Below are 19,280 nucleotides of genomic sequence, written 5' to 3'. Positions count from 1 at the left end.
ATTTTTGTGAAAAAACATACTACAAAAAATTAGGAGGTTTCCCTCAGATGAAGCTTACAGAAGTTTACATTGAACGTTGTGATAAAGACAGTGAAGAATTAATTTCAAAAGAAAATTATTCCTTTCTTACTTCCTCAATTCAACATTTGAAACAAAATATGAACGAATTCCTTTATATTGAATCCCCTTCCTTTGAAAATATTAAGACGGATGCCTTATCCTTTGAAGTCGATGACGTATTTAAAACTTATATGGTTTTGCTTGGGTTTAAAGTGCAAAAAAAACATGCAGATGGGATTAAATCCTATTTAGCTGAACATTTACATGGTGAAAATGCTTTTTATAGTTGTAGTTTTTCTGGTGAAGAAGGTTTATGGGAACTAAATATCCCAATCGATTTTATGGAAGGTTTCCACGAAGAACAATCAATAGAACAAGTTTTATCGATTACTTATCACTTTTTAGATCAATTAACAAAATCAATTGAATATCAATAGAATGAAGGATGATTATTTGAATAACCTACAAGATTACGACACTTATATTTACACTTACGTTCACCATAAAGATGAATTCGATCTTTGTCGAATGGAGATGCGTTCCTTTTTTGGTACCGATACAACTTCAAATTATATGATTAGCGATGTTAAAGTAGACCCAAGTCGTAGCCCATTTATTGAAGAGCGACTACAAGTCATCTTTCAAGCCCACCATTTATCTGAGATAAAAGATTCTTTGAAAGAGATGCAAGAAACAGCTACTACCTTTAAAGTCGTTTGTTTAAACAAGATGGATATCGGGGAAACAAAAAAAATTCCCCATCCAGAGCGCCGGGCCATTGAACGTGAAGTTGGATTATGTATTGACGGAGAGCCAGATTTAGATCATCCTGAAATAATTTTCGGATTAATTTCGATTGAAAATAACTGGTATTTCGGAAAATACGAAAAAAGTATTTCCGTCTGGCGTGAACACTTACATAAACCAAACAGTTATTCTACTGCTTTAAACACGAGAGTGGCTCGAGCTATTGCCAATATTGCCGTTCCTAAACCAGCTGGTATTTCTGTCATTGATCCATGCTGCGGAATTGGAACAGTAGTGATTGAAGCTCTATCAATGGGGATTGATATTGTCGGAAGGGATATTAACCCCCTCGTATGTATAGGAGCAAGGGAAAATATCGCTTATTTTGGACTAGAAGGTACAATTACGAAGGGACCGATTTCGGAAGTTAACGAGCATTATGATGTAGCGATAATCGATTTACCATACAATCTTTATACGCATATAACACGTGAACAACAATATGAAATTATTCAAAACGCAAGACGAATTGCAGATAAAGCGGTCATCGTAACCGTCGATACGATTGATCATTTAATTGAAAAATCCGGTTTTACAATTAGCGATCGTTGTGTTGCGAAGAAACATTTATTTGTTAGACAAATTCTGTTATGTGAATAATTTATCCATTGGAAAATCCATTAAAAAAGGCTTCAATCCTTAAAGGATTGAAGCCTTTTTTGTTGTAACAGATGCTTAATTCGTTGTTTTTTGACCATCCACTACTGATAAGCACCATGAGAAATTATCCCAAGCCGAATACCAACCACTAAAAACTTCTGAAGAATCATCCCAACGGACATCAAATTTTTTCTGACCATCCACGTCTATTAAATATAGTGCAAGGGTATCATCCGCTCTAGATACCGCTAATTTCATACCGTTTTCAAGTTCTTCTTCTGTAAATGGAACGTCGGAAACCGAACGTAATTGTGCTTGTTCAAATACTTGTTTGTTAATAATTTTGTAATTCATCGTAATCCTCCAATAAATCTTTAGTTAACGTTTAGGAGATGTTTCGTTAAAACATAACTTTAAAAGTATATTCTATTATCATCTTACACTTAAACAATAACTTCATATTTTATTTTTCTATTTGTTCTATGAATTCGTTCAAAAAACCTTTCAGTTTCTCAAAAAGTCTTCCATTTAGAACAATTATTTTCATATTGCAGCTCCCTTAAATAAGGCATAAATGATTACAATACGTATTTTGATAATAACATAGATAGCCGATAAAAAAAATCACCTCTTGATCATCAAAGGTGATTTACTAGATGATTGTTCACTAGTTGATAATTTTTCAAAATAGTAAGGGAATTGACATATTTTCCAATAGTGAATATACTATATGTAATTAACTTGAACGGAGGTGAAGAGAATGAATCAATTAGCTGTGACGACATGTGTGGAAATGAATTGTTACCACTATTTTGCACGTGTCATTACTTTCGATTTTGCCATTAACGGGATTAGTCTGCCCTTTTTTAATGAAATAAATCGAAAACACAGCTGATTAGCCATTCTTTTCACAATTAGGAAGAGACTGCTTGTTAATCGAGCAGTCTTTTTTGTTTGGCTTCACTGTGTATAAAATGGAGGAAATCACAGTGTCGATAAAAGCGGAAAACATAACAAAAATTTACGGTGGATCAATTATTTTTGAAAATTTAACGATTGATATTCATGAACGAGAACGAGTAGCTATTGTTGGACGAAACGGTTGTGGTAAAACAACGATTTTAAAAATGCTCGCAAATATAGAAACCCCTGACGCAGGACGAATCATTAAAAAGAAAGGGGCAACAATTGGTTATTTACATCAAATACCACCCTATGAAAATAGTTTCGTTTATGACGTATTGAAAGAAGCCTTTTCCCCTTTACTTCATATGCAACATCAAATGGAACAATTAGAAGGACAAATGGGAAATAGTAACAATTTACAAAAGTTATTAAAACAATACGGTGAAATACAGGAACAATTTATCGCCCAAGGCGGTTATGAAATGGATGCTCAAATTCAAATGATTGCAAATGGTCTTTCCATTAAAACCCTACTTAATACACCATTCCATTTACTAAGTGGTGGCGAAAAAACAAAAGTAATGCTCGGACAAATTTTATTAACAAATCCTGACATTTTACTTTTAGATGAACCAACGAACCATTTAGACATGGAAGCGATCGAATGGTTAGAAAGTTACTTGAGTCATTATTCAGGAACGTTAATTGTTGTTAGCCATGATCGACAATTTATGAATGAAGTCGTCACGAAAGTAATTGAAATTGATAATGGAGTTGCCTACCCTTATATAGGAAATTATGATGCCTTTATAAAAGAACGGGAAGCACGTATATTAAGCGAGTTTACACAATACGAAGAACAACAAAAGAAAATTACGAAGATGAAAGAAACCATTAAAAGGCTCAAACAGTGGGCAAATGAAGCGAATCCCCCAAACGCTTCCCTCCATCGACGAGCAAAAAGTATGGAAAAGGCGTTGGCGAGGATTGAGCTAGTGAAAAAACCTTCGATTGGGAAAAAAATGCAGCTTAAGTTACAAGTAAATGATCGTAGCGGAAAAGATGTCGTTCTATTCGAAAACGTTAGTAAAACCTTTGATAAATTGCTATTTCAAAATGTTTCATTCCAACTCAATTGGCAAGATCGTTTTGCAATTGTAGGTTCCAATGGCACTGGTAAATCTACATTATTAAAAATGATTACTGGTGATGTTATTCAAGATGAAGGGAAATGTCGAATCGGCAGTAATGTGAAAATAGGTTACCTTTCCCAACAGTTTTTATATAACGATGTAAACGCCCGATTAATTGATGTGTTTCGAGAGAATATATCTATGAACGAAGGCGATGCCCGACATATTTTAGCCAAGTTTTTATTTTATGGCTATGATGTATTTAAAAAGGTAAAGAACTTAAGCGGAGGCGAGAAAATGCGGCTTCGTTTAGCCCAATTAATGCAACAAGACATTAATTTGCTAATATTAGATGAACCAACGAATCATTTGGATATCGAATCCCGGGAAGTATTAGAGGAAACGATTCAACAGTTTGAAGGGACCGTTGTCGCAGTTTCCCACGACCGGTATTTTATCAATCAGCTGTTCCATCGAATCGCCTGGTTAGAAGCTCAACAACTGTTTTTATACGAAGGAAACTATAGTTGGGCTCGTCAAAAGCATAGTGAGCGTACAACCGTTCAAAAAGTTGATCGTCCATCTGAAGAAAAACAAGAAAAGACTATTTCAATTGAACAACAAATTGAACAGCTGGAACAAAAAATAGAAAAGAAAAAACAGCAATTTACTCAAACAAATAATATCACCTATCAAAAGGAATTAGAAAAATTAGAACATCGATTGGATGAACTATTAACCCTTTGGATTAGTGAATAACAAATAAGCACACTGTTATTGTTTAATAAATAGCAGTGTGCTTCGTTTTTCACACCGCAATCGGTGCTTTAATTGTTGGATGTGGATTGTAATTTTCAATTGTTATATCTTCTAATTCCATATCAAAAATCGATGTTTTATTTTTATTAATGTTCAACGTCGGCAACTCTTTCGGTTCTCTTTGTAGCTGTTCCTTTACTTGTTCCAAATGGTTTAAATAAATATGCGTATCCCCTAAACTATGAACAAATTCTCCTACTTCCAGTCCACATTCGTGGGCGATGAGATGGGTTAACAATGCATACGATGCAATGTTAAACGGAACACCTAAAAATACATCAGCGCTTCGTTGATATAACTGGCACGAAAGCTTACCATTTGCCACATAAAATTGGAAAAAAGCGTGACAAGGCGGTAATGCCATATCATCGACTTCAGAAGGATTCCAGGCAGTTACGATTAGTCTTCTTGAATCAGGATTATTTTTAATTTGGTCGATGACTTTTTTCAACTGATCGATCGTCTCACCGTTTGAAGTTGGCCATGAACGCCACTGTTTACCGTAAACAGGCCCTAATTCCCCATACTTTTCGGCAAATACATCGTCTTCTAAAACTTTATTGTTAAAAATAGACATCTGTTCCTCTAAAACTTTAGCAAACTCGGTATCCTTTGCTGCTCTCAAACCAAAGTTTGTCATATCTGGACCTTGATAATCCTCTGATTCTACCCATTTTTTAAAAGCCCATTCGTCCCAAATATGATTTTTATTTTGTAATAAATAACGAATGTTTGTATCTCCTTTTATAAACCATAACAATTCACTTGCAACTAGCTTAAAAGGCACCCGTTTTGTCGTTAATAACGGAAACCCCTTCGATAAATCAAACCGCATTTGATGCCCAAATACACTCATTGTGCCGGTCCCTGTTCTGTCTTCCTTTGTTACACCGTTGTCTAAAATATGTTGTAATAAATTTAAATAAGTAGTATCTGGATGTTCCATTTCTACCACACTCCTTGCTCTAATTTTTTCATTATAACAGATAATGTGGCCTTTAAAAATATGAGGGTAAATACTTTCATAGATTTATGGTACATGTATAAGAGAACGATGTTCATAGTTATTCCGACCATGTTGTTTAATATAGTAGAGGGCAGCATCTGCTTCGTTTATACAATGAGTGATTTCCTCTTTTTTATAAATTCTCTTTGTACAAGCACCTATACTTACCGTTACTGTCGAAGAAATCGTAGATGAACGGTGATGAATATTTAAATTTGAAACTCCATCTTGTATTTTTTGACAAATATTGTCTACCTGTTGCTCTGAAACGTCCGTTAATAATAATATAAACTCTTCCCCACCCCATCGTGTAGTAAAACAATTCCATTGTTCGGATAGCTCTTTTAATAATATTCCGATTTGAATTAATACATTGTCACCTTCCATATGACCATATGTATCGTTGTACAATTTAAAACAATCGACATCAATCATCACGACTGAAAGTAAAATCGGTGATTGTAACGTTTGTAATTGCAACTTTTCCAAATATTCATTATAAGCCCTTCGATTATATAAATTCGTAAGTGGATCAAGTAAAGTTTGTAATTCTAGCTGATCATTTGCTTCTTTCAACTTCTCGGTTAAACTTCGAGTATGATTTCTTTCTTTTAACATTTCCAATTGACGATAAAAGTTTTTCTCAAAGGATACATAATGAGAACGGGAAAGTAAAAAGGCAGTCGGAAGCAGAATGGCGATATAAACCCATTGTAAATAAGAAACAGAGAACTCACCATGCTCACTATATAGGCCTATAAGTAAAATAAAACTTGAAATGATTAGCGGAAGTAGAAATTGTTTCGCTTTTAAAATTAAAAAGGAGCTACAAGTAAATAAAATAAATGTATAAATAAGAAAAGGATTATATAGAGTTAAATCTTTTATCGAAACGAGTGCTGCTAAAGATAATGAAAACGTAACATAGAAGTTAATAAAAAACGCCATTTTTTTATTATTCAATGGAGTTAAATGTATTTTACGGTATCGAAATATAGAATAAATGACTAAATGAAAAACAAGTAATAGGATATACCCCAAATGACTACCTGCATTTTGAGGAAATTGTAAAGAAGGAAATAAGGATAAAAAATTGATGACGAGCATGATTATCACAATGACAATAGTAAAAATCTGATTCATAACCTTCATTTTCCGAATGTTATGTTTTAATATTTCAACTTCTAAATCTTTAGTTTCATATTCACTATTCATCATCTCTTCACCCTCTTCATTTCTAGTTATCCATACTAAAAATGTATTATCCTCTATATTAGCACCAACCATTTTACTGACAACTGTTGCCTTCAAACGCCTTCCATTTCCTTTAGAAAGTTAATTTCATTTCTATTCTTTTTTCTTAATTAAACATATGTATAAAATATGAAAAATAGACCAATGATAATTTTTCTAAGCACAACTAAAGACTCCTATAGAGGGAAAGAAATTAGCAAATAGACTTAATGAAAAATTTGTGATATTCATCATTTTACTTATTACCATTAAAGTACTAACTGGGTTAGGCAATCATTTTATCTATTTCAAAACATTGTACCTTGCCACTATTCCCTTTTAAATATTGATGGGAATAGAATAAACATTAATAATGAAGTTTGCAGATATTTTTAAAGGAACTTGTAAAAGTGAATTTCATAACAAGAACATTTACAATTTTAGAGGAAGACTTCTTGTTAAAGAACAGGGTTTTAAACGATTCTTAAGTATCAAGTGCTAACCTAGATAAGGAATAATTTGTTTATTGCCCAAAAGGAAGCGGGTGCTGTAAGGTAGTCAATAGAGACTAGCTCTTATCCACTCTTCGGTCCGCACAGCTACTTTCCACTGACTATCGCCATATTCAAATTCATTCTACGTAAAAAAGGAGTAGACAAATTTTTGTCTATCCCATAATACAAACAAATAGATTACTCACTTTTTTCATCTAATCGCCGACGAGCTATTAAAGCTAAGATAGCAAAAATAACGAAAGCTATTGTTGAAGAACCAGTAACCATCTGCAACATATTTCCTATTGGGGATTTGAACAACAAAGGGATCGATATAATTAAAACGGCACCAGTTAAACCCATTCCTAAAATCGAGATTGCCAAAACTTTATTCATCTAATCACCTCACAGCTAATTGAAACGAACAACCACCACTACTAATAACTGTTTGCGCTGCATCCGAAAACCAACAAGCAGCAAATTCAATAATTCTAAATCTAATGGCGGATAGTTGTTATTAAATGTTTTCTCTGAAAATCAATTTGAGCAGTGAAAACGAACAAAATACAGAATTATCAGTCATTTAAAGTTGAATTTACAAAATGGACTATTTTCTTTTCATTTTTAATTTCGATACAATGAAGTCCTACATCTGAAGTTGGAAAAATAACCTGCTCATTTATAGAATGGTTAAGTAATATGTTCATAATGTGCGAAATAGTCCCACCATGACTTACAATTAATATCCGATGGCAATCTTTATGTTTTTCAAGCATCTCAAATATGACTTCTTCAACACGATGGCGAAAAGCCAATTCTGATTCACCTTCTTCAATTGCTTCTGTTAATGGGCGACCGTTTCGTGGCAACGGAAATTTCTCCATCACTTCTGCTCGTTTCATTCCAGCAAGTACACCATTATTCCACTCCATCAGTCTCTCATCAAACTCAACATACGTATCACAATATCTTAAAATATGCTCAGTTGTTTGTCTTGTTCTCGTCATCGGACTAGAAATAATGACGTCAGGTTGATAATGATTTGTAATGTATTTCGCTATTTTACTTGCTTGAAGGTAACCTTTTTTAGTTAATTGAAAATCTGCTCGTCCTTCATGAACATCGAGTAGATCTGCTTCTGTTTCACCATGTCTTAAAATAAATATGTACAAAACTAAACTCCCAATTGTGAATTTTATGTAATTATATTAGATTTGGATAAATAAACCAATAGGCATAAAACAAAAACAGGCGCTGCTCTTATTCCTTATGCTGAGCAGCGCCTTTAATCAAATGTGTCTAAATCATCATACAATTCAATTTGTTTTTCCAATTGTTATGTTGCCTCCCGTAAAATCTGTTTATTGTTTTCAATAATTTGAATAATTTGTTGAAGAATTTTATCTTCTACTTTCGGAGTTGAATTAACCTCCTTCATAATAATTTTGTTTAGTTCCAAAATTGTACTTACGTCGAGTTTATGTTTCTCTGCTAATTGAAACGCTCGCTCTAACTGACCGGTTATCATCGGCATCCTCCTCATTGTTTTAATATTCTTATTTTACCTTGTAATTAGAAATTTTTCACTATTTAAGCGTGAAATTAGTTTATTTATTTGTAATTTACTCATTTTATGCGACAGTTATTCGTTTTGTCTTTACTCTTTCACCCATTAATTATTTGCTCGTTTGTCACTTTTCAAAGTAGCAATTTTCATTAAAAAAACACCGCCTATGATGGGCAGCGTTTTAAGATAACCATTTTGGTGGAGTATTTTTCGAATAAAAAATATCACCTAATGAATGGTGGGCAACAAATTTATCTTTTGAAGTGTGGTAATGGAAATTGTAGTAATAACCGTCTTGTGGGCGTTTTTCAGTTCGCACATGGAAACGGATTAAATCTTTACCGCTTGTCCCATCGGAAATATGGAAAATTTTTTCTCCATATTGGCCACTTGGTCGATCTGTAATTGCTAAATATTTTATTGAGTCTTCGTCCAAACTAGATAATGTCATCGTAATGACTTCTTCTAATTTCGGGAAAATTTTTTCTTCAAATTCTTGACCAATAACTGGTGCGATTCTAGGTCCAAACTTTATGTATGATTGTTCTTTCGCTGCGAATAGGATGGAATCCAAATCTTGTTTATCTTCAGACTGTTCAATAGCATAACCATCTTCAACAACAGTTGTAACTTGTTCGTTTGAGGCATTACTTTGAATAGTACTATCTGAAGAACCGTTATTACCGTGTCCATTTTCTAATGCATCCCATATCTCATGGTTAGGCGTTATCAACCCAAACGTTAGTAATGCTACGGTTATAACAAGCGTTTTTTGTAGCCATTTTTTCATGGAATCACCTTCAATTTCGCACAATATTGTAAAAAGCTTCTATTAATATATACGTTTTACACATTAAAAGGTTTCAACTTTTTCTAATTCATTGTACAATAAGTAAGTAAATAAAGCTTGTTTTTTTCACAAGGGAGGTTCAACTGAATGACTGCTGCTATCGGAATTGGCTTATTTGTATTATTAGGTTATTTAACTTCAATGTGCTTTACCGACTAATAAAGGTAAATCCTAAGCTACTGTTTAGTAGCTTTTTTCATTCTGAAAATTAGACAAGGGGTGCCTGATTTATCAGGCACCCCTTTAGCATTCAAAGGTAACATATAAATAAATTAAATCTCAACCCTATCATCAGGGGAATTTTATAAATAGATGCACAACATGCATCGTTCTTAACCGCGGTAAAATTCCACTAAACGCCTTCTAACTTAAGCAACGCAAACCCTACCTACTTTCGCGTCCTTGCAAGCCTATACTTGCGCCAGTGTGAATAAGTATCTTCAAAAACTCTAGCGAAACGCCAAATTTATTTACCTGCTACCCTAAAATAGCATATAGACATTATAACATCATTTCACTGTAAAGTAAAATCCATTGATACTACAGCCGTTTAACACAATATTTCACTTATCTATTACGCCATAATGGAATTTCGAAGTAAATCGGATTTCCCTTTGAAAATGAAAGCGATCAAATAACTTTGATTTATAGTGGGCCTTTAAAACAATTCGTTTTTTAGCCACCCTTATCGCTTCCATCACCCATTCATCTGAAAGCTCAATATGACGTCCCGCTTCCCTTAATGCTTCGAAATTATTTGCTTCTTCAATAACTTCTTCAAACATTGGATCCATGTAGACAACGTCAAAGGAATCGTTTTTTTGATGTTTTAAAAAGGCAACTGCTTCACTTTGAACGACTTCAATATGACGCATACAGTTTGTTAATGGTAGTTCGGATGTATCGTAGGTTTTCATTCCATTACGCACAATGAAAGCTACATTCGGATCAGCTTCTAAGCCGACAACTCGCCCCTTTTCTCCTACCGCATACGCAGCTAACATGGCATCCGAACCCATTCCTAAAGTACAGTCTAAAAAAGAATGACCTTCTGCAAGTTGACAGCTTTGTAAAAAAGGTTCCTTTTCCCCACGGGCAACCCGCTTTAAACGAAAGGCTGCTGAATTAGGATGAAAAAAGAAAGGTGTTTGAGCACCTTTCGGATAATATTCATATCGATTTTTTCCTGCTACGATTACATTGGCGTCTAATAGTTGGCTTATTTTCGTAACAGATCGCTTTTTCCTTGGTTCGAAGGGTACATTTAATTCCTCACATGCTTTTTTAGCAAGCATCATGGATAACTCATCTGGTCTCCCAGCTGTTGTCACGACAGTTACTTGGCACATGCTTGTTTCAGAACACCAGCAAGATGATCCGTAATTTGCTCTACTGGATATCCTTCAATTTGTTCACGTGGAATAAAATACTCTAATTGACCGTCCCGTAAAATTGCAATAGACGGTGAACTTGGAGGAATTTCCTCAAAAAATCCGCGCATAGCAGCTGTCGCTTCACGATCTTGACCTGCAAATACCGTTACTAAATGATCGGGTTTTACTTCTTCAATAGCTTGGCGAACTGCTGGACGTGCTAACCCTGCTGCACAACCACATACTGAGTTAATAACTACTAAAGAAACTCCTTTTGTTGTCGCCATAAATTCATTTACTTCATCGGCAGTTGTTAATTCTGTGAAACCTGCATCTACTAATTCTTGGCGCATTGGTTGCACAATGCCTTTCATATATTCATCATAAGCGTTCATCATATATCGCCCTCTTTCTTTTTTATTACCAATTTCATTATAACAACTGTTTACTTTCATTTACACAAAGTTTGCTTACGATTCAACTTCCCATTTAATTTCTAAATGGTTTTAAAATAAATCCGTCACCAATTCGGACATTCGAATGATGAGTAAACTAATAAAAGTAGCTATAGTACGTAAAAGACCTGTTTTTATTAGTACAAACAGTCCAAAACCAATGACAATAACCATATTTATGACAGATAAAATACGAGTTAGTCCATTAAAAATATTTAGTTTTGCTAATAGAAACAAAAAAAGATAACATACAATTCCAATAAAAAATAGTTGAACCACTATTTAGCCTCACTTTTCATGACGTTCAAACTGTTGTTTCAGGGATGACAGTCAATTGATTGTCTTCTTCTTTTAAATAAATAACGAGTTCTTGTCGATAAACTCCATTTTCTAAATAATGGTCTAATGTATGAAAATCATATTGATAACTACCGAAGGGAAATGTTACACTATCCCCTTTTACTGCTGCAAGAAGACCAGCTACATCATTGGACACCATTTCCAAAATTTCTTCTCCCGTTTTCGTAATGACAAAAACAACGTTCATAAATTACACTCCTTCATTATGCGCCAACAAATAAAGTTGCTTGGCAAATTGCGATGAAAAATTCCGGTTTTTGGATTGGACTTTGATCATGAATATGTAGCACCATATGGAATTGATCTTCCATATACTCTGCTTTCCACTCAGCTATCACTTGATCATTATAAATAAACTTTGACCAGTCTTCCATTTCCTTTTCCAATTGAATTTTTATGTCTCCATCAGTTATATAAAGGGTTGGAATGCCAATTCGCCAATTTTCATAAGAAATAACATATTTTTTGTTTAATTGGATATCGTATCCTTCAAACCAAAGCTTTCCTCTTCTACTGATTTTTTTCACTGTGAATAGTTGTTTCCCCTCTGTATCCACAACATCGTATTTTAAAAAATAGCGATAATCAAATATAGAGTCAATGATCCGTTGAAAAAAATGTTTGTAAACCCGTCTTGAATGGGCTATTGTTTCTCCCTTGTCTTCTCTTATTGCCACTTCTCCCGTATATTCAATATTTTCCGGGTGTATGTATTCATATGTTTTCATTATTTCTTCACCAATATTTCAAATTATTTTCCACTATACAATACTAGATGAAAATGATGGTTTAAGAAAGTAAAAAGGTTCTACAGTATGTCTGTAGAACCTTCCTTATTTACGGCTAGTCATTTCCTAGCCGACTGTTATGGGAGCAAAAAATTCGTCGTAAAGGGCACGTAAAATTTGATTTTCCGTTTGCTGTAATACACCAAACACAAGACTCACTTCTGAAGAACCTTGATTAATCATTTCGATATTTGCTCCAGTTCTTGAAATGGCCGAAGTAGCACGAGCCGCAAGACCTGTATTGTTACGCATACCTTCTCCAACAATTACAATTAACGACAATCCATGACGGAAATAAACGTCATCCGCATGTAATTCCTCTTTTACCCGCTTAACAATACGTTCTTCCGCTTCATCTGTTAATTGTTTTGAACGAATGACAACAGAAATATCGTCTAATCCTGAAGGTGTATGTTCATAAGAAATATTTTCTTCCTCGATAATTTGAAGAAGTTTACGTCCAAATCCAATTTCACGATTCATTAAATATTTCGATACATATAAAATAGAAAATCCGCTATCCGCCGATATCCCAGTTACAGGACGCCCTGTTAAGGCACGTGTTGGCACAATTTTTGTTCCAGGGGCAGATGGGTTATTTGTATTTTTCACAGTAACTGGAATACCTAATTTATAGACAGGCATTAATGCTTCATCATGGAAAACGGTAAATCCAGAATAAGATAATTCACGCATTTCACGATACGTAATTTCAGAAATACCAACTGGATTATTAACAACTTTAGGATTGGCAGAAAATACACAATCAACATCTGTAAAGTTTTCGTACAAATCCGCTTTAACCGCTGCCGCAAGAATAGACCCTGTAATGTCTGAGCCTCCACGATCGAAAGTACGTAAAATACCTTCCCTTGTATAACCAAAGAATCCTGGGAAGACAATTACTTCATCGCCTTTACCTAGGTCTTTTAAGTTTTCATATGCTTCAGGAAGTGCAATTGTACGCTCTGGATAATCGTTTAATATTAATTTATTTTTGGGGCTAACATATTTTGCACGTAAACCAATGGCATTGAAATATTCCGCAATCAATTTTGCGTTATTGTCTTCTCCACTAGCTTTAATATTATCTATAAATAAAAATTCATTTGTTTTATCTAAAGCGACCCGTTCTTGCAAATCCTTTGCAATAACATCGCAAATTGAATCATCTATTCCAAGTTCTTCGGTAATTTCTTTAAATCGATCTACTACGATTTGTAATTTCCCCGAAACATCCCCATTATTTAAGGCTGCATCAGCTAGTTCGATTAAAAGATCCGTTACTTTAATATCATCGCCAAAACGTTTACCAGGTGCTGATACTGCAACAATCTTTCTCTCAGGATTGGCTCTCACAATATTCGCCACTTTTTTAATTTGTTCTGCGTTCGCAACGGAAGTACCACCAAATTTACATACTATCAATATCACCAAATCCTTACTATTAAAAATTGTATTTTCTGAAAAAACATTTGATTGTTCACAGTGTACAAATTTTATAAACTTGCGTCAAGCTTATTTAATGAAAAGGAACATAATGGACCTGAAAGAAGCCAAAATTGCAACTATATTATGGGAAAATTGGCCTTCAGTTACTCAGGTCAGTTTATTATATGTCATTTTCTATTGGATGGTAGCATACTTGCCTAAAACCAATAGAAATCAAAACAGCACCCGAAAATAAAAGATGCACACCGCTCCTAGACGATGCACAAAACGATAATATCGTTGTACCAAGTAATAAACTAAAATAATTTCGTCAATTAATTATATACTATGTTGACGGTTTAGCAAGATAGAAATAATTGTTATATCCATACAAATTTTCTTATAAGACAACCATTCTAATCTTCCTATCCTATTAATAGGAGGATTTATGTTAATAGTCTTTAACGACAACACAAAAACTGAAAAATTTCTCCTTTATAACAATTCTTTCCGCTCTTTTATAACTTTTAAAAAGAATCCTAAATAGAAAATCCTTACTTTTTTTCAAAAATAAAACCTCTTCATCGTTAAAGAAATCATTACATTCATGTGTAATTTCTTAACTTAGAGAGGAAATATTTCATTCAATTTTTATTTAGTTCGGGATGGCGCGCTAAAAACAAATTCTAATTTTTCGCCATTTAGTTTTAATCGGGCTTTCCCCTTTTTACCACTTTTCCAAGTAAATCGGATTTCCCTTGTTTCCTTACCACTTAATAATTTTTTCGCATCGACAGGAGTAATTTTCCCCTTCATAATCGATTTACTGATGAAAAATTTACACCCTTTCTTCGTGCAACTATACCCTTTAAAACCTTCGACTACTGGACTGCCACATTGAATACAGTTCCCTACCACCTCAATGGTTTTTTCTGCAACATTCATATTTAAATTAATAAAACCTTGGGTCGTATTTTTTACGTATTGCAACATTTCTTTGTAAAACTGGCTTGAGCTAAGTTGACCATCAACAATATCTTTCAGTTTTTTACTCCATATCGCTGTTAATTCCGGTGAAACGATATCATGCTCCCCAATACTCGTAATCACATCAATTCCAAATTGAGTAGCCATAAAGGATTTCCCATTTCTTGCAATCATTCCAATAGAAATGAGCTTTTCAATGATTTCCGCCCGCGTTGCTGAAGTTCCAATTCCTTCTGCATCCTTTAATATTCTTTGCAGTTCCTTATCTTCAATAAATCTACCTGCGTGAAACATCGCATCTAATAAGGTACTATCCGTATATCGAGCGGGTGGTTCTGTCATTTTAGACAATAATTTTTTCTCAAAAATCCTTATTTCTTCATTAATTCGTAGTGTTGGTAGAGGCTCCTCCTGCTTTTTTTTAAATACTTCATAAAGAATCGTATATCCTTTATCAATGACTACATTACCGTTTGCTTTAAAGAAGTTTTCCTCAGACTGTAAAAGGATTTCCGATTTATCGATTACATATGGGGGCAAAAAGATTGCCAATAATCTTCTCGCAATAAGATGATAAATCTTTAACTCTGATGGAGAGAGTTTTTTCTTTCCAATCGGTACTTCTGTTACTGTAATCGCATGGTGATCTGTTAACTTTTTATCGTCAACATATTTTTTAGAACGGATCGTTTTTTGCATTTGCCCTGGATTTTGTACAATTTGTTGAACAATTGCTTCATATTCCTCTAATGACCTTAAGGATTGTAAGTTCGTTTGAATATTTTGAGCAAAAGCTGTTGGTAAATGTTTTGACTCGGTCCTAGGATATGTAATCAGTTTCTTTTCATATAAACTTTGTGCAATTTTTAATGTTTCCGATGAAGTAAATCCAAAGAACTTATTCGCTTCCTTTTGCAACTCTAATAGTGAATGGAGTGGCGGAGCAGTCATTATTTTTCGTTCAGTTTTCATATCACGAACAATTACTGTTGATCCAATGTTAGAAAGAATTTGTTCCGCCTCTATTTTTGATTTCAATTTATTTTCATTTTTATCCGGATTAAACCATAGAGCTTTAAATTGCCCTAATTCAATTTCAATTTGAAAGTAAGGTTCCGGTTGAAATTGTTGAATTTCTAGTTCTCTTTTAACGACAATCGCTAGAGTCGGTGTCATCACCCGCCCAATTTTAATGACCCTTCCACCTTTTACAGTAGCCGCCCTCGTTAAGTTTAAACCAATTAACCAGTCAAAAATGGAGCGATACATGGCGGCATTTCGTAAGTTACGAATCAGTCCATCTTGTTCGTCGATTAGATGTAAACGCTTTTTGGATAGCTCCATCTGTCGTTTGGGACGTCCAAAACCGTTTCACCGGAAGCTTGCAACCAATTTTTTTATAGAAGGAATAAAAAATGTTTTCTCCTTCCATACCGGCTTATCTCTATAATAATGCACATAATTAATTTGCACATAATCATTGTATATTGTTCTGGTAATTGTTAGTATTTATAAATACAGAATTATTAAACAATTAAAATAATTATAACTTTTGGTGGTGGATAAATTGAACAGTAATATTCTTGAATTATATCAACTAACAATAAAATTTACTGTCTTACCAGTTAGTATTGACTATGTTTATAAGAATAAAAAGGAAATTGAAAAAAACATTTTGCATTAATTGCAATAAAAAATACGAAATTAGATGTTCACGTAATACACCCTTTAAGTAATTTTATTGTGGAACATTGGAAAAATAAAAGTTTCAATACCCAACGCAAACACGCTATAAATATAGTAAAATTTTTAAATTACTTATTTGAGAATAAAAAACAATTGAGAATAAAATCACTTAATGTACTAACAATATTACATGGTACTGAATACCTAAATAAATTAGTTTTAAATGGAGTAAGTAAAAACACAATAAAAGATTATGAAAGTACTCTAACAAAATTTTATTATTGGCTATCATCAAAAAATATTTGTTTGCAATTTAATAAAGATGTATTTAGAAAAACAAACACCCAGTTTGGGGAATATATAGAATCGCCATTTAACCCCTTATATCCTAAACAATCTATTATATATATAGAACATACCCTTCCGTTAAGCTATATTCCCCTTCTAATCGAAGTGGCAATATTAGTAGCAAAACCAATTGTATTAGGATTATATTTTCAAATTTTTGGAGGACTTCGAATCTCTGAAGTTATTAACTTAAGTAGAACGGATGTTGCAAGAAAATTAAAAAAGGGAAATTTTTTATTTATATTAAAAAATCAAAACTATAGGACAGATTTAAAAGAATATCCTTCTGTGAAAAGACCACGTCACCAAGAAGTATTCGAAATTCACGAATGGGGGCAGTCATTATTTAGAGATCATATTAACCTTTATAAACCAAAAGAAAATAATACTAATGCACTTTTTATTAATAGAGATGGAAAAGCTATGTCTGTAAGAAGTTATCGACAATATTTTCAAAAAATTAAAGATACTTTTATTTCCCTATTAGAATCAAAGGGAGATTACGAACAACAACTTCTTGCTAAAAATCTTAAATATATGAAATGGTCTACACATATTGGCAGAGGAACTTTCACGAATATGATTGCAGAAGAAGCAAAAAATCCTTACGAAATAGCACATTTACGTGGTGATTTAAATATAAACTCTGCACTTACTTATATGAGTTCAACTGATCGAATACACGAAAAAATAGAAGAAAAATTTTCTACTATGCATACTAAGTATATTCCATCGTTAATTAATATAGATAATAGAGATGAGTGGTGACTAAAAAGTGAAAGAGGAATGTTTTAATACGGTTTTTTTATCCCAAAATGAAATTTTAAAATGTTTAAATGTCTCTAATACATTTTTAAACTATTTAATAGAAGATAAACAATTTCCTAATGTTATAAAAGAAGAAGGTGAATGGAAACTTCCCATTGAAGATATTAATCATTATAAGGAGCATTTAAAAACTTTAATTTCATCACCGTGTCTTACTTTAAAACAAGCTGCCAAACGACTTAATTAAAAAAGCGGCCAGTCTGTAAAGTATTTAATGTATGCGAATAAGATTAAGGGAGCATTCAAATTCAAGAGAACTTTCTATATACCTTTAGAAAGTATTTTAAAACTAGAATCTGATATAAAGAATGAAAATGACTTAACACTCACTATAAATGAAGTAGCAGACATACTTAAGATAGGTAGGCACTCCGTTGAAAGTTTGTTTAAAAAAGGTAATTTTCCGAATACTTATAAAGGGGTATTTGAGTGGCGAATTACAAAAATTGATTTAGAAAATTACAGAAAAATGATAGATTCCCCTAAAGATATTAAAAGTGAATTCCTTACAGAAGACCATGCAATTTCTTACTTAGGATTTTCTAATAAAACGAATATCAGAAATTTAATAATGAATAATTCTTTTCCTAATGCTATTAAAGAGAAAAATTATTGGAAAATTCCTAAGAGTGATTTGGATAATTATTTAATTTCCATCTCTAATGTCAGTATTGAACACTCTAATAAGGTTATTACCACTCCCCAAAAAGAAATTTCTAATTTAGATTTAGGAGCACTTAAGTTAACTATTATTGAAAAATTTAATATTAATGAATTGAAATCGCTTATTGAAAAGAGTAACAATGCTTCTAATATTAATAAATTTTCACCTGAAAATGAATTTATTAATTTAGTTTTAGCAATTATTAATAACTTTAATAACATTCATTTTTATGAAACTACAGTAATTTATATAGATTTCTGCCAAATACAAATAAATAATTTATCTGGAGAGAATCTTTATAAAATTAGTAGAGTTAAGTCATTCATAAATCTATACACTAAATTTTCTAAAGAAATTCAAAATGAACTATCTAAAACCCAAATAGATTCTATCTCAAAGTTAATAACTGATGATTCAAAACTAACAGTCCATGAAAAGAAGATTTTCTCAATTTTTGTTAATTATTATTTCGATATAAAAGGGATTGTTCCTAAAGAAAGAATATATATTTCAACCAAAAGAAAAACGATACAGGAAAAGGAAATATACTCTCCTGAAGAATTTTATACTCTTTATAATTATGCAATCGATATAATACAACACACTAAGAAAGCAGTAGCTAATCGAAATTATGCAAATATGTGGGTTTATGTTCAATTATTGTTAACCGACTTTATTAGAGGCCAAGATCTCATCCATAATACCCCAAATATTGAACTTGAGCACTTAAATATTTCTTCATTAAATTGGTTTAATACAAACGTTTGTATTTCGCAAGTAAAAATTGAGCCATTTATTAATTAAAAACTGATCCACTTAAACCGAACTATTTTCTAGCCATTCTTTTGTATCTAATATTCGATAAGATGGTCCAACCATGTCTAT

At 32.9% G+C, this 19,280-nt stretch carries 21 protein-coding genes; 7 read left to right on the top strand and 14 right to left on the bottom strand.

Translation table 11 applies throughout. From position 1 onward, the window contains the following. Positions 1 to 47 precede the first annotated feature (47 nt). Together EC501_RS07695 and EC501_RS07690 are read left to right on the top strand one after the other, a co-directional pair. Positions 48 to 497 (top strand): hypothetical protein, encoded by a 450-nt coding sequence (locus EC501_RS07695; protein WP_122971719.1) that lies wholly within the window; start codon positions 48 to 50, stop codon positions 495 to 497. Positions 498 to 513: 16 nt separating this feature from the next. Continuing rightward, on the top strand, positions 514 to 1,467 hold the full coding sequence (locus EC501_RS07690; protein WP_421930388.1) for a TRM11 family SAM-dependent methyltransferase: 954 nt from the start codon (positions 514 to 516) through the stop codon (positions 1,465 to 1,467). 75 nt (positions 1,468 to 1,542) lie between these two features. On the opposite strand, the gene EC501_RS07685 is transcribed toward EC501_RS07690, so the two are convergent. Beyond that, entirely contained in the window at positions 1,543 to 1,821 is a 279-nt protein-coding gene (locus EC501_RS07685; protein WP_122971718.1) for a hypothetical protein, read from the bottom strand. A 406-nt stretch (positions 1,822 to 2,227) separates the two neighbouring features. Between EC501_RS07685 and EC501_RS18715 the strand changes: the two genes are divergently transcribed. Further along, entirely contained in the window at positions 2,228 to 2,362 is a 135-nt protein-coding gene (locus EC501_RS18715; RefSeq protein ID WP_277749712.1) for an RAxF-45 family protein, read from the top strand. Between the two features lie 94 nt (positions 2,363 to 2,456). Beyond that, the gene (gene abc-f, locus EC501_RS07680; protein ID WP_122971717.1) at positions 2,457 to 4,265 is read left to right on the top strand and encodes a ribosomal protection-like ABC-F family protein; all 1,809 of its coding nucleotides are present in this window, start codon (positions 2,457 to 2,459) and stop codon (positions 4,263 to 4,265) included. Between the two features lie 49 nt (positions 4,266 to 4,314). On the opposite strand, the gene EC501_RS07675 is transcribed toward abc-f, so the two are convergent. From EC501_RS07675 to EC501_RS07615, 13 genes are all read right to left on the bottom strand, one after another. After that, positions 4,315 to 5,271: a thymidylate synthase gene (locus tag EC501_RS07675; protein ID WP_122971716.1), complete on the bottom strand. Its 957-nt coding sequence runs from the start codon at positions 5,269 to 5,271 to the stop codon at positions 4,315 to 4,317. 84 nt (positions 5,272 to 5,355) lie between these two features. Beyond that, positions 5,356 to 6,642: a GGDEF domain-containing protein gene (locus tag EC501_RS07670; RefSeq protein ID WP_122971715.1), complete on the bottom strand. Its 1,287-nt coding sequence runs from the start codon at positions 6,640 to 6,642 to the stop codon at positions 5,356 to 5,358. A gap of 614 nt (positions 6,643 to 7,256) precedes the next feature. Next, a complete protein-coding gene (locus EC501_RS07665) occupies positions 7,257 to 7,454 on the bottom strand; it encodes a hypothetical protein (protein WP_122971714.1) in 198 nt (65 codons plus the stop codon). Between the two features lie 179 nt (positions 7,455 to 7,633). Beyond that, positions 7,634 to 8,230 carry a histidine phosphatase family protein gene (locus EC501_RS07660; protein ID WP_158599683.1) on the bottom strand — a complete coding sequence of 199 codons (597 nt, stop codon included), beginning with the start codon at positions 8,228 to 8,230 and terminating at the stop codon, positions 7,634 to 7,636. Between the two features lie 164 nt (positions 8,231 to 8,394). Then, positions 8,395 to 8,586 carry an ABC transporter permease gene (locus EC501_RS07655; protein WP_122971712.1) on the bottom strand — a complete coding sequence of 64 codons (192 nt, stop codon included), beginning with the start codon at positions 8,584 to 8,586 and terminating at the stop codon, positions 8,395 to 8,397. Between the two features lie 220 nt (positions 8,587 to 8,806). Continuing rightward, positions 8,807 to 9,415 carry a YpjP family protein gene (locus EC501_RS07650; protein ID WP_122971711.1) on the bottom strand — a complete coding sequence of 203 codons (609 nt, stop codon included), beginning with the start codon at positions 9,413 to 9,415 and terminating at the stop codon, positions 8,807 to 8,809. Positions 9,416 to 10,038: 623 nt separating this feature from the next. Then, complete coding sequence (locus tag EC501_RS07645; RefSeq protein WP_122971710.1) at positions 10,039 to 10,824, bottom strand: class I SAM-dependent methyltransferase; 786 nt, start codon at positions 10,822 to 10,824, stop codon at positions 10,039 to 10,041. Further along, on the bottom strand, positions 10,812 to 11,243 hold the full coding sequence (locus EC501_RS07640; RefSeq protein ID WP_122971768.1) for a BrxA/BrxB family bacilliredoxin: 432 nt from the start codon (positions 11,241 to 11,243) through the stop codon (positions 10,812 to 10,814). The genes EC501_RS07645 and EC501_RS07640 overlap by 13 nt, the downstream gene beginning before the upstream one ends. A 111-nt stretch (positions 11,244 to 11,354) precedes the next feature. Then, positions 11,355 to 11,582, bottom strand: a complete 228-nt coding sequence (locus tag EC501_RS07635) for a hypothetical protein (RefSeq protein WP_122971709.1) — start codon at positions 11,580 to 11,582, stop codon at positions 11,355 to 11,357. 25 nt (positions 11,583 to 11,607) lie between these two features. Continuing rightward, positions 11,608 to 11,850, bottom strand: a complete 243-nt coding sequence (locus EC501_RS07630) for a thymidylate synthase (protein ID WP_122971708.1) — start codon at positions 11,848 to 11,850, stop codon at positions 11,608 to 11,610. A gap of 16 nt (positions 11,851 to 11,866) precedes the next feature. After that, a complete protein-coding gene (locus EC501_RS07625; protein WP_122971707.1) occupies positions 11,867 to 12,391 on the bottom strand; it encodes a tubby C-terminal domain-like protein in 525 nt (174 codons plus the stop codon). A gap of 126 nt (positions 12,392 to 12,517) precedes the next feature. Beyond that, positions 12,518 to 13,879: an aspartate kinase gene (locus tag EC501_RS07620; RefSeq protein ID WP_122971706.1), complete on the bottom strand. Its 1,362-nt coding sequence runs from the start codon at positions 13,877 to 13,879 to the stop codon at positions 12,518 to 12,520. 654 nt (positions 13,880 to 14,533) lie between these two features. Further along, complete coding sequence (locus EC501_RS07615) at positions 14,534 to 16,213, bottom strand: type IA DNA topoisomerase (protein WP_122971705.1); 1,680 nt, start codon at positions 16,211 to 16,213, stop codon at positions 14,534 to 14,536. A gap of 399 nt (positions 16,214 to 16,612) precedes the next feature. Here EC501_RS07615 and EC501_RS07610 point away from each other — a divergent pair, with 399 nt between their 5' ends. The 3 genes from EC501_RS07610 to EC501_RS07600 are packed head-to-tail and all read left to right on the top strand — an operon-like array spanning position 16,613 to position 19,199. Continuing rightward, positions 16,613 to 17,671 (top strand): hypothetical protein, encoded by a 1,059-nt coding sequence (locus EC501_RS07610; protein ID WP_241559300.1) that lies wholly within the window; start codon positions 16,613 to 16,615, stop codon positions 17,669 to 17,671. 7 nt (positions 17,672 to 17,678) lie between these two features. After that, positions 17,679 to 17,918, top strand: a complete 240-nt coding sequence (locus tag EC501_RS07605; protein ID WP_122971704.1) for a hypothetical protein — start codon at positions 17,679 to 17,681, stop codon at positions 17,916 to 17,918. Between the two features lie 27 nt (positions 17,919 to 17,945). Beyond that, entirely contained in the window at positions 17,946 to 19,199 is a 1,254-nt protein-coding gene (locus tag EC501_RS07600) for a helix-turn-helix domain-containing protein (protein ID WP_122971703.1), read from the top strand. Positions 19,200 to 19,280: the final 81 nt, after the last annotated feature.

Origin of the sequence: Lysinibacillus halotolerans (assembly GCF_003711845.1) — a bacterium.
Classification (GTDB): domain Bacteria; phylum Bacillota; class Bacilli; order Bacillales_A; family Planococcaceae; genus Ureibacillus; species Ureibacillus halotolerans.
The sequence above is the reverse complement of the archived record's forward strand: the minus strand, read 5'-3'. Positions and strand labels throughout refer to the sequence as shown.

Coding starts and splice junctions, on each gene's coding strand:
- EC501_RS07600 (WP_122971703.1), top strand. CDS start 17,946: ATGTATGCGAATAAGATTAAGGGAGCATTCAAATTCAAGAGAACTTTC.
- EC501_RS07630 (WP_122971708.1), bottom strand. CDS start 11,850: ATGAACGTTGTTTTTGTCATTACGAAAACGGGAGAAGAAATTTTGGAA.
- EC501_RS07675 (WP_122971716.1), bottom strand. CDS start 5,271: ATGGAACATCCAGATACTACTTATTTAAATTTATTACAACATATTTTA.
- EC501_RS07695 (WP_122971719.1), top strand. CDS start 48: ATGAAGCTTACAGAAGTTTACATTGAACGTTGTGATAAAGACAGTGAA.
- EC501_RS07685 (WP_122971718.1), bottom strand. CDS start 1,821: ATGAATTACAAAATTATTAACAAACAAGTATTTGAACAAGCACAATTA.
- EC501_RS07640 (WP_122971768.1), bottom strand. CDS start 11,243: ATGAACGCTTATGATGAATATATGAAAGGCATTGTGCAACCAATGCGC.
- EC501_RS07665 (WP_122971714.1), bottom strand. CDS start 7,454: ATGAATAAAGTTTTGGCAATCTCGATTTTAGGAATGGGTTTAACTGGT.
- EC501_RS18715 (WP_277749712.1), top strand. CDS start 2,228: ATGAATCAATTAGCTGTGACGACATGTGTGGAAATGAATTGTTACCAC.
- EC501_RS07625 (WP_122971707.1), bottom strand. CDS start 12,391: ATGAAAACATATGAATACATACACCCGGAAAATATTGAATATACGGGA.
- EC501_RS07615 (WP_122971705.1), bottom strand. CDS start 16,213: ATGGAGCTATCCAAAAAGCGTTTACATCTAATCGACGAACAAGATGGA.
- EC501_RS07645 (WP_122971710.1), bottom strand. CDS start 10,824: ATGTGCCAAGTAACTGTCGTGACAACAGCTGGGAGACCAGATGAGTTA.
- EC501_RS07650 (WP_122971711.1), bottom strand. CDS start 9,415: ATGAAAAAATGGCTACAAAAAACGCTTGTTATAACCGTAGCATTACTA.
- EC501_RS07655 (WP_122971712.1), bottom strand. CDS start 8,586: ATGATAACCGGTCAGTTAGAGCGAGCGTTTCAATTAGCAGAGAAACAT.